At 72.7% G+C, this 14257-nt stretch carries 13 protein-coding genes; 8 read left to right on the top strand and 5 right to left on the bottom strand.

Annotation, left to right across the window (positions count from 1 at the left end):
• Nucleotide 1: 1 nt before the first annotated feature.
• Complete coding sequence (locus ACFVS9_RS16380) at nt 2-583, bottom strand: DUF6328 family protein (RefSeq protein WP_389932824.1); 582 nt, start codon at nt 581-583, stop codon at nt 2-4.
• Nucleotides 584-894: 311 nt separating this feature from the next.
• Between ACFVS9_RS16380 and ACFVS9_RS16375 the strand changes: the two genes are divergently transcribed.
• On the top strand, nt 895-1281 hold the full coding sequence (locus ACFVS9_RS16375) for a VOC family protein (RefSeq protein ID WP_383113046.1): 387 nt from the start codon (nt 895-897) through the stop codon (nt 1279-1281).
• A 63-nt stretch (nt 1282-1344) separates the two neighbouring features.
• Here the strand turns inward: ACFVS9_RS16375 and ACFVS9_RS16370 are convergent, their stop codons facing one another.
• Together ACFVS9_RS16370 and ACFVS9_RS16365 are read right to left on the bottom strand one after the other, a co-directional pair.
• Nucleotides 1345-1827 carry a GNAT family N-acetyltransferase gene (locus tag ACFVS9_RS16370; protein WP_389932820.1) on the bottom strand — a complete coding sequence of 161 codons (483 nt, stop codon included), beginning with the start codon at nt 1825-1827 and terminating at the stop codon, nt 1345-1347.
• A 69-nt stretch (nt 1828-1896) separates the two neighbouring features.
• Nucleotides 1897-2301, bottom strand: coding sequence for a DUF1992 domain-containing protein (locus ACFVS9_RS16365; protein ID WP_383113044.1), 405 nt, complete (start codon nt 2299-2301; stop codon nt 1897-1899).
• A 230-nt stretch (nt 2302-2531) separates the two neighbouring features.
• Here ACFVS9_RS16365 and ACFVS9_RS16360 point away from each other — a divergent pair, with 230 nt between their 5' ends.
• Nucleotides 2532-3107, top strand: a complete 576-nt coding sequence (locus ACFVS9_RS16360; RefSeq protein ID WP_383113043.1) for a hypothetical protein — start codon at nt 2532-2534, stop codon at nt 3105-3107.
• Nucleotides 3104-3646, top strand: coding sequence for a hypothetical protein (locus ACFVS9_RS16355; protein WP_389932816.1), 543 nt, complete (start codon nt 3104-3106; stop codon nt 3644-3646). Before ACFVS9_RS16360 ends, ACFVS9_RS16355 begins: the two co-directional genes overlap by 4 nt.
• A 75-nt stretch (nt 3647-3721) precedes the next feature.
• Here the strand turns inward: ACFVS9_RS16355 and ACFVS9_RS16350 are convergent, their stop codons facing one another.
• Both ACFVS9_RS16350 and ACFVS9_RS16345 read right to left on the bottom strand, forming a co-directional pair.
• Nucleotides 3722-4519 carry a tyrosine-protein phosphatase gene (locus ACFVS9_RS16350; RefSeq protein WP_383113041.1) on the bottom strand — a complete coding sequence of 266 codons (798 nt, stop codon included), beginning with the start codon at nt 4517-4519 and terminating at the stop codon, nt 3722-3724.
• Between the two features lie 106 nt (nt 4520-4625).
• Nucleotides 4626-5120, bottom strand: coding sequence for a DUF6325 family protein (locus ACFVS9_RS16345; RefSeq protein WP_383113040.1), 495 nt, complete (start codon nt 5118-5120; stop codon nt 4626-4628).
• 595 nt (nt 5121-5715) lie between these two features.
• On the opposite strand from ACFVS9_RS16345, the gene ACFVS9_RS16340 reads away from it, so the two are divergent.
• From ACFVS9_RS16340 to meaB, 5 genes are all read left to right on the top strand, one after another.
• Complete coding sequence (locus tag ACFVS9_RS16340) at nt 5716-6129, top strand: VOC family protein (RefSeq protein ID WP_383113039.1); 414 nt, start codon at nt 5716-5718, stop codon at nt 6127-6129.
• A gap of 99 nt (nt 6130-6228) precedes the next feature.
• Complete coding sequence (locus tag ACFVS9_RS16335; protein WP_389932811.1) at nt 6229-8613, top strand: ATP-binding cassette domain-containing protein; 2385 nt, start codon at nt 6229-6231, stop codon at nt 8611-8613.
• Between the two features lie 167 nt (nt 8614-8780).
• On the top strand, nt 8781-10637 hold the full coding sequence (mutA, locus tag ACFVS9_RS16330; RefSeq protein ID WP_389932809.1) for a methylmalonyl-CoA mutase small subunit: 1857 nt from the start codon (nt 8781-8783) through the stop codon (nt 10635-10637).
• Nucleotides 10637-12871 carry a methylmalonyl-CoA mutase gene (gene scpA, locus ACFVS9_RS16325; RefSeq protein WP_389932806.1) on the top strand — a complete coding sequence of 745 codons (2235 nt, stop codon included), beginning with the start codon at nt 10637-10639 and terminating at the stop codon, nt 12869-12871. The genes mutA and scpA overlap by 1 nt, the downstream gene beginning before the upstream one ends.
• 11 nt (nt 12872-12882) lie before the next feature.
• Nucleotides 12883-13872: a methylmalonyl Co-A mutase-associated GTPase MeaB gene (meaB, locus tag ACFVS9_RS16320; RefSeq protein WP_389932803.1), complete on the top strand. Its 990-nt coding sequence runs from the start codon at nt 12883-12885 to the stop codon at nt 13870-13872.
• Nucleotides 13873-14257: the final 385 nt, after the last annotated feature.

Raw genomic sequence — 14257 nt, 5'->3', positions numbered from 1 at the left:
GTCAGGGACGCGGTCCCGGGTCCTCGGCGTCCGGGGCCCCTCCCCCACCGGCGGGCCGCCGGCCGCCGTCCCTGGCGATGGCCCACAGCGGGAACACGAACCAGCAGACCAGGAACCACAGGGCCATTCCGCCCACCAGCCACAGTGCCGCGGCATTGTGGAGCGCCACCCTCAGGATGAGCAGCAGGGCGCTGCACATCGTGCAGAAGAGCAGGCCGAGCCCCAGCTTCGTCAGGCGTGAGGCCCAGAGGACCGTCTGCGGTTTCATCCGGCGGCCGGTGAGCAGCCGGTGGTACGACACGGGGCCGATCAGCGCGGCCGCCGTCGCCGACCCCAGCATCACGGTCACGACGTAGATGTTCCGGTCGGCGGTGGACAGATCGGCGAAGCGCGGCTGGAAGACCACCGCGAGCAGGAAGCCGAACAGGATCTGGACACCGGTCTGGGCGACCCGGAGTTCCTGGAGCAGGTCGCCCCACTGCCGGTCCGCCCGCTCCTCCTCGGTCTCCCGCCGTCCGCTGAACGGGTTCGTGCCGGGCTCGTCCCTCCCGGTCCCGCCGCCGCCCGCCGGTATCCGTCCCATCGATGCCTCCCCACCTCGCAGAGGTGGTACTGGTTCCCCGCGGGGCCCTCGCGAATCCGGGGCCCCTTCGGTCCGGGCGGTCGCGGGACAGCGGCCCGCCGGTGCTCACCATGGTGGCAGCGGCGGCGGAACGCGTCACTCCGGCCGACCGGGAGGGCGGCTGGTCCGTGCTCCGGTGGGCGCCGGCCGAGGGCAGCACCTCGACGCACCGCGACGACTCGCCTAGGCTCGACGTACGGCATCGCGCGTCGGTCACCGTCCGGGTGAGGCGTGGAGGTAGCCCGTGAGATGCCTGTTGGAGGCATTCCACCGTGTCGGTCGAGCTGAATCACACCATCGTTCACAGCCGGGACAACCGCGAGTCCGCGGAGTTCCTGGCGCACATCCTGGGTCTCACCGTCGGAACCGAGTGGGGCCCGTTCATCCCGGTCGTCCTCGCGAACGGCGTGACGCTGGACTTCGCGACCGTTCCCGCCGGGTCGATCACCGTGCAGCACTACGCGTTCCTCGTCCCGGAGGCGGAGTTCGACACGGCTTTCGGCCGGATCAAGGAGCGGGGGATCGCGTACTACGCCGATCCTCACCGGAAGCACCCCGGCGAGATCAACCACAACGACGGCGGGCGCGGGGTGTACTTCCCCGATCCCAGCGGTCACGGTCTGGAAATCATCACCCGTCCGTACGGCGGCTGGTCGTAGCGGCACCCGGACACGGGTGAGGCGGCCCGGCCGTGATCAGGGATCCGGCCGGGCCGGCCGCGCTCACGGGCCGCCGTCGACCGTGAGCAGCAGTTCGGGCCGGTCCCACATGACGGCGGGCGGACGGGCGGCGACGGTGCCGGTGCGTTCGGCGCCCACACGGCGGTAGAACCCCTCGGCGGGCGGGTGCGCGACCACGCGTACGGCCCCGAGGCCGGCGCGGCGTGCCTCGTCGCGCAGGTGGGCGACGAGGAGGCGGCCGATGCCCCGTCCCTGGGCGTCGTCCGCGACGAACATCAGGTCGAGCTCCGGCGGGGAGGTGATCAACGCGTAGAAGCCGAGCACCCGGCCGTCGCCGTCCACGGCCACGTGGACGGCGTGCGCCTCGATGTAGTCCGGACCGACCTTGTACCCGGCGACCATGGGCGCGTACGGGCCCTCGTAGGCGCGCGACCGGGTGACCAGGCGGGTCAGCCGCCTGGCGTCGCGTGCGACGGCCCGCCTGATCCGGATCCCGTCGCGACGGTCCGTGACGCTCGCTCCCATGAGCCGAGTATCGCGCACGGCGGGGCGTGCTCCGGGCGCGGGAGGCCGGGCACCGTCCTCGGGGCTCCTTCAGCGCGCCGGCCGCGCGGCCTTCCACTCGGCCACCGCGGCGTCGACGTCGAACGGTCCGAGGTTGAGCGGGGGCCCCTCGGGCGGCCTGGCCAGGGCCTCGCGGATCCTGTCGTTCATCTCGGTCAGGACGCGCCGCACCTCCCGCTCCGAGCCCGCGCGGGAAGCCTCGTCCCTGGCGTCCTCGGCCGCCTTCCGCAGCGCCAGCGAGGGCGGCAGCGCCGACAGGCCCTCGCGCTCCATCTTGGCCTTGACCCACCACATCGCGTCGTAGGGCCGGTCGAGTCCGGGAATCGGCTTTCCCGCGCCCGGCAGGTCGGCGAAGGCGCCCCGCTCCTCGGCCTCGCGGATCTGCCGGTCCACCCACGTCTCGAAGCTGATCCCCGCTGGTTTGCGCTCGGTCACCGCGTTCCCCTCTCGCACCGCGTGCCCCGCGCCACCGCGTCCGGCCGGGCACCTCTCGGGTCGGTGCCCTCCACGATACCGGGAGCCTTTCCGGCATGAACGGCTCCCAGGGGGTAACACGCCTGTTGCACACAGCCCGGCCCATACACCGAACCGGGCCCGAACCGGAAGGGGTTGACGAGAGTGAAACAGCACGACGCACCGACCGCGAGCCGACGGGAGCGTCGGCCATGACGACCGTGGTGATCATCGTTGCCGTCGTCCTGGTCGCAGCGCTCGCCTTCCTCCTCGTCCGGGGCCGGGGCACCGGCGGACGCGGGCTGCGGCGCCGCTTCGGACCCGAGTACGACCGCACGGTCGCCCGTCACGACGGGGACACCAAGGCGGCCGAGCACGAGCTCTCCGAGCGTGTGAAGCTGCACGGCTCCCTCTCCGAGCGGCCCCTGCGGCCGGAGGCCCGCGAGGCGTACGCCCGCCGCTGGGCCGAGGTGCAGGAACAGTTCATCGACTCCCCCAGGGACGCGGTCGTCGAGGCCGACGCCCTCCTGGCGCAGCTGGCGCGTGACCGGGGCTTCCCGGACGGCGACAGCTTCGAGGAGCAGACGGCGGCCCTCTCGGTCCATCACGCCGAGCAGGTCGACGGCTACCGCAGGGTGCACACGGCCGTACGCGGCCAGGGCGGCACGGAGGAGATGCGGAAGGCCCTGATCGAGTCACGGGCGCTCTTCGACGTACTTCTCGCGGACGCACCGGACGAGCCGGCCCGGACGGACCGGCACGAGGCGAAAGGCAGTGCAGCAGCATGACCGACCGTACCGAGCACAGGACAGAGCAGATCCCCGTCACGGAGCCCGGGCACGCCGGCACCCCGGTGACCCCGCCCGGGACGGCACCGGCAGGCGTCCCGGACGGGGCACGGGAAGCGGCGCCCGCCACGGCGCCCCGGGACGGCGGACGCATCGGGCGAAGGGGCGGGGACCTCGACGACGTCGGCGTTCCGCCGGCCCCGCGGACGGCTCCCGACGCACCGAGGGCCGAGCGGACCGGCGGTCACCACGAGACCGCCGGCTCCGACCGGTCCCTGATCGCGGGGGACGACCACGACAAGCTGTCGCAGCGCATGCAGCAGGCGGTCACCGACTTCGTCGAGAGCCCCCGCCGGGCCGTCGAGGAGGCGGACAGCACCTTCGACGAGATCGTCTCGGGCCTGACCCAGGCCCTCGCGGACCGCAGGCGCGACCTGCGCGCGAGCTGGCAGGAGCAGGACACCGAGGCCCAGACGGAGGAGCTCCGTGTGGCGCTCCAGCGCTACCGCGACCTCAGCGAACAGCTGCTGAGGATCTGAGCGGCGCCGACGCCCGCCGGCCCGGGACCCCGTCATCCGACGCGGTCCCGGGCCGGCCCGCGTCGGGGGCCCGTGTCAGGCGGGGACGGCCAGGTCGGCGCGCAGCCGTTCGGCCACCGCGGCGGGAAGGCGCAGCGCCTTGCTCAGATAGCCGTCGAGCCCGCCCCAGCGCTCGTCCATCGCGTCCAGCGCCGCCTCGAGGTACCGGGGCCTGGCCTCGACGACCGCGGAAGCGATGTCCGGGTCGCCGCCCGCGTCGAGGAAGCGGCGTACCGCGGGGCCGAAGGCGGCGCGTACCGCCAGGTTCACGGCGAGGAACTCGGCGCGTACGACCTCACGCGAGGCGCCCGCCATCATCAGCAGCAGCGCGGTGGCCCAGCCGGTCCTGTCCTTGCCGGTCGCGCAGTGGAAGAGCAGCGGTCTCGCCCGTGGATCCGCGACGGTGTCGAGGAACGCCCGGTAGGCGGCCGCCGCACCCGGCGAGAGGACCATCTTCCGGTAGGTCTGGGCGAACAGTTCCTCCGCCCTTCCGCCGCCGAGCAGGCCCGCTGCTCCGTCCGGGTCACCGAGCAGCGCCTTGAGCCGCGCCGGCGCGACACCCGGGTTGTCGCCGAGGACGTCGGCCACGAAGAGCCTCGCGCCGGCCGGAAGCCGGTCCGGAGCCCACCGGCGTTCGTCAGCGGTGCGCAGATCGACGACGGTGCGGATGCCGAGCGCGGCCACCGCCATGTCGTGTTCCGCGTCGAAATCGCTCAGCTGGCCCGAGCGCAGGAGGATTCCCTGGCGCAGGCGGCGGTGGCGCCCCAGGGCGATACCGCCCAGATCGCGCAGGTTGACGACGGTCGATGCGGGGACGGCCCGGGCGGTCTGCACGATGAACTGCCTCTTTCCCGACAGACTGCAGGTCGGAATCAACGTCGCACGGCGTGCGAATATCGACAAAGGGAACGTGAGGTACCGGAGCGCGGGCCGGCGGGGGTCAGTCGGCGAGGATCCTGGTCTTCTGCGCCGAGAACTCCTCGTCGGTGAGATCGCCCCGCTGCCGCAGCTCGGCGAGCCTTTCGAGCAGGGTGATGACGTCGTCCCCGCCGTCCGCCGGCACGCGCTCGTGCGCCAGGAGCCGGCCTCCGGCCGCCTCGACCGCCCGGGTGAGAGGCACCGACCAGAGGTCCTCCCAGACGATCAGGGCCGCGGAGCTGTCCTCGGGCAGGCTCCCGAGGACATCGAGGTCGGTGATCTGCGGCAGCCCGGCAGGGCGGTCGCCCGGCGGCTCGAACGGGACGAGCCCCTGGGGGTCCATCTCGCGCAGCTCGATCCGCTCGACGACGCCGCCCGGGGCCTTGCGGGCGAAGGCCAGGTCAAGGATGCGTACCGCCTCGGACGCGACGGCGTCGGCCAGTACCGGCGCGATCACGTCGGCGAAGCGTCCGCCGGGAAAGGTGACGACGAGGTACTCCACGGGTCCCACGGCCACGATGCGTCCTTCCCCTGCGGTTCTGGATCGACAGCAGCTTAACTTCGGGCGATCGGTGACGCACTGGGAAAATGACTGACATGTCGGGTCATACCGGCCGTGCGCCCCACGGCCGCCCCCTCCCGTCGGCGCTCGGCGGCACGGGACGCCGGACGATCTCGTCCGGCTGCGCCGGGCCCGCGACCGGATGGGCCGTGACCACGCGGAGCCGCCGGGCGTCCGGGCCCCCGCGCGGGCGGCCCTCCTGTCCCCGTACCGTTTTCCGCGGGGCTCTCCCCTGCGCGTTCGGTGGGACTCCGTACGGCTGCCCGATGCCGCGGCGGGCGAGCGGGCGCAGTCCCTGCCGCGGCGGGGTGACCTCCCGGTGACGGGAGGCCCGCCCCGTGGCCGGCCGCCCGTCGCCGGGGCCCTTCGGCTCTCCGTCCGCCGGGCCTTTCGGCTCTCCGTCCGCCGGGCCCGGGGGTGAGCCCGAGCGCCCGCCGGACCCGCCGCCATGACGCGGGCACCGCCACCCCGCACCGCGTCGCGCGGATCCGCACACGACCGGTCAGGAATGGAGAAGCGAAAGCCCCCCGCCGCCCGTAGCGTCGTCCGTATGGAGATCAGGCTTTCGCAGTGTTTCATCGCCGTCGACGACCACGACAGGGCGCTCGCCTTCTACCGGGACGTGCTGGGCCTGGAGGTGCTGAACGACGTCGGGTTCGAGGGCATGCGCTGGGTGACCGTCGGATCGCCCTCGCAGCCCGGTGTGGAGATCGTCCTCGAACCGCCGCTCGCGGACCCGAAGGCCTCCCCCGCCGACCGGGCGATCATGGCGGAGCTGCTGGCCAAGGGCCTGCTGCGCGGTGTCGTCTTCGGCACCGACGACTGCGACGCCACCTTCGAGCACATCCGGGCGGCGGGCGGCGAGGTGCTCCAGGAACCGGTCGACCAGCCCTACGGCGTCCGCGACTGCGCCTTCCGCGACCCGTCGGGCAACATGCTGCGCTTCAGCCGGCCGCTCCGCTGACTCCGCCCCGAAAGACGACGACCCCGCCGCGCCGCCCCCGGGCGACGCCGACGGCGACCGCTTGGGCGGCGCCGCGCAACAGATGGAGACATGACCGGCATGGCCACGAGAACGGACACGCGGGCGCCCGAGCCGCCCGCTTCCGACAGTCACGACCTGATCCGCGTGCACGGCGCGCGCGTCAACAATCTCAAGGACGTCAGCGTCGAGATCCCGAAGCGGCGACTGACCGTGTTCACGGGTGTCTCGGGCTCGGGCAAGAGCTCACTGGTGTTCAGCACCATCGCCGCCGAGTCGCAGCGGATGATCAACGAGACCTACAGCGCCTTCGTCCAGGGCTTCATGCCGACCCCGGCCCGCCCCGAGGTCGACGTGCTCGAAGGACTGACGACGGCGATCATCGTCGACCAGCAGCGGCTGGGCGCCGACCCGCGGTCCACCGTCGGCACCGTCACCGACGCCAACGCGATGCTGCGCATCCTCTTCTCCCGCCTCGGCGAACCGCACATCGGCCCGCCCGGCGCGTACGCGTTCAACGTGCCCTCGGTCCGGGCGAGCGGGGCGATCACCGTGGAGCGCGGCAACAAGAAGGCGGTGAAGGCGACCTTCAGCCGCACGGGCGGCATGTGCCCGCGCTGCGAGGGCCGGGGCACGGTCTCCGACATCGACCTCACCCAGCTCTACGACGACTCCAAGTCCCTCGCCGAGGGCGCGTTCACCATCCCCGGCTGGAAGTCGGACAGCTTCTGGACCGTGCGGGTCTACGCCGAGTCCGGGTTCCTCGACCCGGACAAGCCGATCAACCGGTTCACGAAGCGGGAGATGCAGGACTTCCTCCACCGGGAACCGACCAAGGTCAAGGTCGAGGGCGTGAACCTCACCTACGAGGGGCTGATCCCCAAGATCCAGAAGTCGTTCCTGTCCAAGGACAAGGAGGCGATGCAGCCGCACATCAGGGCGTTCGTGGAGCGGGCGGTCACCTTCACCACCTGCCCCGAGTGCGACGGCACCCGGCTCAGCGAGGGCGCCCGGTCGTCGAGGATCGGGCGGATCAGCATCGCCGACGCCTGCGCGATGCAGATCAGCGATCTGGCGGCGTGGATCCGGGGGCTCGACGAGCCGTCGGTGGCACCGCTGCTCACGGCGCTGCGCCACTCCCTCGACTCCTTCGTCGAGATCGGCCTCGGCTACCTCTCGCTCGACCGTCCGGCGGGCACGCTCTCCGGCGGCGAGGCGCAGCGCGTCAAGATGATCCGCCACCTCGGTTCCTCGCTGACCGACGTCACCTACGTCTTCGACGAGCCGACCATCGGTCTGCACCCGCACGACATCCAGCGGATGAACGGCCTGCTGCTGCGGCTGAGGGACAAGGGCAACACGGTGCTCGTCGTGGAGCACAAGCCGGAGACGATCGTGATCGCCGACCACGTCGTCGACCTCGGCCCCGGCGCGGGTACGGCGGGCGGCACCGTCTGCTTCGAGGGCACCGTCGAGGGGCTGCGGGCGGGCGGCACCGTCACCGGCCGTCATTTCGACGACCGCGCCGCCCTCAAGGCGGAGGTCCGCGAGCCCACCGGGGTTCTGGAGATCCGGGGCGCGAGGACGCACAACCTGCGCGACGTGGATGTCGACGTGCCGCTCGGGGTGCTGACCGTCGTCACGGGCGTCGCGGGCTCGGGCAAGAGCTCCCTCGTGCACGGGTCGATCCCGGCCGGCGAGAACGTCGTCTCGGTCGACCAGGGCGCGATCCGCGGCTCACGGCGCAGCAACCCGGCGACGTACACCGGGCTGCTCGACCCGATCCGCAAGGCGTTCGCGAAGGCCAACGGGGTGAAACCCGCGCTGTTCAGCGCCAACTCCGAGGGGGCCTGCCCCACCTGCAACGGCGCCGGTGTCGTCTACACCGATCTGGCGATGATGGCCGGCGTGGCCACGACGTGCGAGGAGTGCGAGGGCAAGCGGTTCCAGCCGGCGGTGCTGGAGTACCGTTTCGGCGGCCGTGACATCAGTGAGGTGCTCGGGATGTCGGTGGACGAGGCCGCGGAGTTCTTCGGCACCGGCGAGGCGCGTACGCCGGCCGCGCAGCGCGTGCTGGCCCGGCTCGCCGACGTGGGGCTCGGCTATCTGACTCTCGGCCAGCCGCTCACCACCCTGTCCGGCGGCGAGCGGCAGCGGCTGAAGCTGGCGACGCACATGGCGGAGAAGGGCGGCGTCTACGTGCTCGACGAACCGACCGCCGGTCTCCACCTCGCCGACGTGCGCCAGTTGCTGGACCTGCTCGACCGGCTCGTCGACTCCGGCAAGTCGGTCATCGTCGTCGAGCACCACCAGGCGGTCATGGCGCACGCCGACTGGATCATCGACCTGGGACCCGGCGCGGGCCACGACGGGGGCCGTGTCGTCTTCGAGGGCACCCCCGCGGACCTCGTCGCCGGACGTCCGACCCTCACCGGCGAACATCTCGCGGCCTACGTCGGGGCCTGAGCGGGCGGCGGAGCCCGGCGCCAACCCTTCTGCCGCGCGCCGGGCTTCACCTCCGCACACGCCGTGGACAAGGCCGCCCAACCGGGAGGTTCCCGAGCATTCCGGAGAGTGCAAGGTCACAGCCGGTGGCCCTGCTGCTCTCAAGAGTGCTGACCTAGCATCTGAACATGACGGTCCTGCCTGCTGACGGGCTTTCTCCGGCCACCGAGTTCCCCGACCCTTCCCACGACCAGTGGCAGAGCCTTGTGGAAGGCGTACTGCGCAGGTCGGGCAAGGACGTCACGGGCGCGGCGGCCGAGGAAGCGCTGTCCACCGCGCTCGGGGACGGGCTCACCGCCCGCCCTCTGTACACGTCCGCCGATGTCTCACCGGACCCCGGGCTGCCCGGGTTCGCGCCCTTCACCCGGGGCAGCAGGGCCACGGGCAGCACCACGGACGGCTGGGACGTGCGCCAGCGTCACGAACTGGCCGACCCCGTGGCCCTGAACGAGGCTGTGCTCGGCGATCTGGAGAACGGCGTCACGTCGCTCTGGCTCGCCGTGGGCGGACCCGGTGGCGTACCGGTCTCCGGCCTCGCCCGCGCCCTGGAGGGTGTCCACCTCGACCTGGCGCCCCTCGCGCTGGACGCGGGGACCGATCCCGGCCCCGCCGTCCGCGAACTGCTCGGACTCCACGAGACCAGGGGGGTCCCGAAGGAGGCCGCACGCGGCAGCCTCGGGGTGGACCCGCTCGGACAGGCGGCCCGTACGGGCGGGGAGCCGGACCTGACCGGCGCCGTCCACTGGGCGCGGCTGTGCTCCGGAAGCTACCCGGGGCTCCGCTCCCTGGCCGTGGACGCGCTGCCCTACCACGAGGCCGGCGGATCGGCCGCGCAGGAGCTGGGGCTGTCCCTGGCGACCGGTGTCGCCTACCTGCGGGCCCTGACGGCCGCCGGGCTCTCCGTCGAGGAGGCCTGCGGCCAGCTGGAGTTCCGCTACGCGGCGACGGCCGACCAGTTCCTGACGATCGCGAAGCTGCGCGCGGCCCGGCGGCTGTGGGCCCGTGTCGCCGAGGTCTGCGGAGCACCGGACGCCGGGGCGCAGCGGCAGCACGCCGTGACCTCGTCGGTGATGATGACGCGTCGTGACCCCTGGGTGAACATGCTGCGGACGACGCTGGCCTGTCTGGGCGCGGGTGTCGGCGGAGCCGAGTCGCTCACCGTCCTCCCGTTCGATCACGCACTGGGTCTGCCCGACCCGTTCGCCCGGCGGATCGCCCGCAACACCTCGACGATCCTGGTGGAGGAGTCGCACCTGGCCCGGGTGACGGACCCGGCGGGAGGGTCCTGGTACGTCGAGCGGCTGACCGACGAACTGGCGGCGGCGTCCTGGGCGTTCTTCCAGGAGGTCGAACGCGCCGGCGGCCAGGCCGCCGCCCTGCGGTCCGGCATGGTCCAGGAGCGGCTCGCGGCCACCTGGGCCCAGCGGAGCCGGGACCTGGCGCGGCGCAGGGAGCCGGTCACGGGTGTCAGTGAGTTCCCCGCTCTCGACGAGCGGCCGGTGGAGCGCGAACCGGCGCCCGCCGCACCGTCGGACGGCGGGCTGCCCAAGGTCCGGCGCGACGAGGCGTTCGAGGCGCTGCGGGCCAGGTCGGACGCGTACCTCGCGGCCACCGGCGGTCGTCCGAAGGTGTTCGTCGCCGCTCTGGGGCCCGCCTCGGTGCACACGGCTCGGGCCTCCTTCGCGGCGAACCTCTTCCTGTCGGGCGGCATCCAGCCCGTCCACGACCCGGTTTCCGTGGACGCGTCGACCGCCGCCGCGGCCTTCGCCGCGAGCGGAGCGCGCATCGCGTGCCTGTGCTCGTCTGACGACCTCTACGCCGGACAGGCCGACGACGTCGCCACCGCGCTGAGGGCCGCCGGAGCCGAGCGGATCTTCCTGGCCGGGCGGCCGGGCGGGTACGCCGGCGCCGACGTGCACGTCTTCGCGGGCTGCGACGTGGTCGCCGTCCTCTCCTCCGAACTCGACCGCATGGGAGTGGCGTGATGCAGAACCCCGGGACCACCACGTCCCCCGCGAGCCCCGTACCGGACTTCTCCGGCATCGCGGCCACCGGCGAACCGTCCTCACCGGTCCCCGAGGAGCGGTGGCGCAGCGCCGTGAAGGAGGCGTCGGGCCGGTCCGAGGACGAGCTGCTCTGGGAGACCCCGGAGGGCATCGAGGTCAAACCGCTGTACACAGGACGGGATCTGGAGGGGCTCGACTCCCTCGGGACCTACCCCGGCATCGCGCCGTACCTGCGCGGTCCGTACCCGACGATGTACGTCAACCAGCCCTGGACGATCCGCCAGTACGCCGGGTTCTCCACGGCGGAGGAGTCCAACGCGTTCTACCGGCGCAACCTGGCGGCCGGTCAGAAGGGCCTGTCCATCGCCTTCGACCTGCCCACGCACCGCGGGTACGACAGCGACCACCCCCGGGTGACGGGCGACGTGGGCATGGCGGGCGTGGCGATCGACTCGATCTACGACATGCGCCAGCTCTTCGACGGCATCCCGCTGGACCGGATGTCGGTGTCCATGACGATGAACGGCGCGGTGCTGCCCGTACTCGCCCTGTACATCGTCGCCGCGGAGGAACAGGGCGTCGCGCCCGAGAAGCTGGCCGGGACCATCCAGAACGACATCCTCAAGGAGTTCATGGTCCGCAACACCTACATCTATCCGCCGGCTCCCTCGATGCGGATCATCTCCGACATCTTCGCGTTCACGTCGCAGAGGATGCCCCGCTACAACTCGATCTCGATCTCCGGCTACCACATCCAGGAGGCGGGCGCGACGGCGGACCTGGAGCTGGCGTACACGCTGGCCGACGGGGTGGAGTACCTGCGGGCCGGGCAGGCCGCGGGACTGGACGTGGACGCGTTCGCACCGCGTCTCTCGTTCTTCTGGGCGATCGGCATGAACTTCTTCATGGAGATCGCGAAGCTGCGGGCGGCCCGCCTGCTGTGGGCGAAGCTGGTGCGGGAGTTCGGCCCGGAGAACCCCAAGTCCCTCTCGCTGCGCACCCATTCGCAGACGTCCGGCTGGTCCCTGACCGCGCAGGACGTGTTCAACAACGTGACGCGCACCTGTGTGGAGGCGATGGCGGCGACGCAGGGGCACACCCAGTCGCTGCACACCAACGCGCTCGACGAGGCGCTCGCGCTCCCGACGGACTTCTCGGCGCGGATCGCCCGCAACACCCAGCTGCTGCTCCAGCAGGAGTCCGGCACCTGCCGGGTCATCGACCCGTGGGGCGGCAGCGCGTACGTGGAGCGGCTGACCCACGACCTGGCGGCGCGGGCCTGGCAGCACATCGAGGAGGTCGAGGCGGCCGGCGGGATGGCCGCGGCCATCGACGCGGGCATCCCGAAGCTCCGCATCGAGGAGGCCGCGGCCCGTACGCAGGCCCGGATCGACGCCGGACGCCAGCCGGTCATCGGCGTGAACAAGTACCGGGTGGAGACCGACGAGAAGATCGATGTGCTCAAGGTCGACAACTCGTCGGTGCGCGCCCAGCAGATCGAGAAGCTGCGCCGACTGCGCGAGGAACGCGACGAGGCGGCCTGCCAGGCCGCGCTGGCGGCCCTGACCGCCGCGGCGGGAAGGGACCCCGGGCCCGGCCTGGAGGGCAATCTGCTGGCGCTGGCGGTCGACGCCGCGCGGGCGATGGCCACGGTCGGGGAGATCTCGGACGCGCTGGAGAAGGTGTACGGCAGGCACGCGGGACAGATCCGTACCATCTCCGGGGTGTACCGCAAAGAGGCAGGAGAGTCCGCGTCCGTGGACCGCACCCGCGCACTGGTCGACGACTTCGAGACGGCGGAGGGACGGCGTCCGCGCATCCTGGTCGCCAAGATGGGCCAGGACGGACACGACCGGGGCCAGAAGGTGATCGCGACGGCCTTCGCCGACCTGGGCTTCGACGTCGATGTCGGCCCGCTGTTCCAGACGCCGGGCGAGGTCGCGCGGCAGGCGGTCGAGGCGGACGTGCACATCGTGGGTGTCTCCTCGCTCGCCGCCGGGCATCTGACGCTCGTGCCCGCCCTGCGCGCGGAACTGGCCGCGGAGGGCCGGGAGGACATCATGATCGTGGTGGGCGGGGTGATCCCGCCGCAGGACGTCGACGCGCTGCACGAGGCGGGTGCCGCCGCGGTCTTCCCGCCCGGCACCGTGATCCCGGACGCCGCCCACGACCTGGTCACGCGGCTCGGTGCCGTGCTCGGCCACGAGCTGTGAGCCGCTGACGGATGCCACCGCACATCGACATCGACGCGTACGTCAAGGGTGTCCTCGACGGGAAGCGGGCCTTCGTGGCCCGTGCCGTCACTCTCGTCGAGTCCGCCCGCCCCGATCACCGGGTGCTGGCGCAGCGGCTGCTGAGCGAGCTGCTGCCCCACTCGGGGCGGGCCCGGCGCATCGGCGTCAGCGGGGTACCGGGCGTGGGGAAGTCGACGTTCATCGACGCGCTCGGCACCCTGTTGACGGGCCTCGGCCACCGGGTCGCGGTGCTGGCCGTGGACCCGTCGTCCAGCCGTACGGGCGGGTCGATCCTGGGCGACAAGACCCGGATGGAACGCCTGGCGGTGGACGCCCGGGCGTTCGTACGCCCCTCCCCCACCGCCGGGACCCTCGGCGGGGTGGCCAAGGCGACCCGCGAGTCCATCGTGGTCATGGAGGCGGCCGGCTACGACGTGGTGCTCGTGGAGACGGTCGGGGTGGGGCAGTCCGAGACGGCGGTCGCCAACATGGTCGACACCTTCCTGCTGCTCACCCTGGCCCGGACCGGTGACCAGCTCCAGGGCATCAAGAAGGGGGTCCTGGAGCTGGCCGACGCCATCGCGGTCAACAAGGCCGACGGCCCGCACGAACGCGACGCCCGCGCGGCGGCGCGCGAACTGGCGGGCGCTTTGCGGCTGATGCACCCGGTGGACGCGGCGTGGACTCCCCCGGTGATGACGTGCAGCGCCAGGGAGTCGACCGGCCTGGACGCGCTGTGGGAGCGGCTGGAACAGCACCGGACGCTCCTGGAGTCCACGGGCCGGCTGGCGGCCAAGCGCCGCGAGCAGCAGGTGGACTGGACGTGGGCGATGGTCCGCGACGAGCTGCTGGACGGCCTGCGCAGCCACCCGGCGGTGCGTTCGCTCACTCCGGAGGTCGAACAGCGGGTGCGCGGAGGCGAGTTGACCGCCACGCTGGCCGCCGAGCAGATCCTGCGGGCGTTCCGCGGGGACGGCTGAACGCGCGCCGGACGACCGGCCGGTGCGCCGCCTTCGGGAGCCGGAGGGGCCGAGGTGTACGGGGCCGGTCGGGCATCGTCCGGGGCGCTCGGGCCCGCCCGTCCGTGGCCGCGTGGACGGACGGCGGGACGGGCGCCTTCGGACCAGGGGCGCCGGGCGGACCGTGACGCCGTTGAGCGGGAGGGTGGCGGGGCGGTCGGGACAGGTGCCTGTCCCGACCAGGACGGGACGGACCTGTGTACCCCCGCCCGTACGAGCAGGCCGTCCGGGCCCGATGTCCCGGGCCGGCACGGGCGGACGCCGTGAGGGCGCGCTCGGGGCGGGGCAGGGGAAAGCCCGGCCCGGCGGACGGTGGGAGGACGGCGACCCGGACCCGGCGCCGGTG

This window comes from Streptomyces sp. NPDC058008 (assembly GCF_042886395.1).
Classification (GTDB): domain Bacteria; phylum Actinomycetota; class Actinomycetes; order Streptomycetales; family Streptomycetaceae; genus Streptomyces.
Note: the sequence above shows the minus strand (reverse complement) of the source record. Positions and strands in the feature narration are given on the sequence as shown.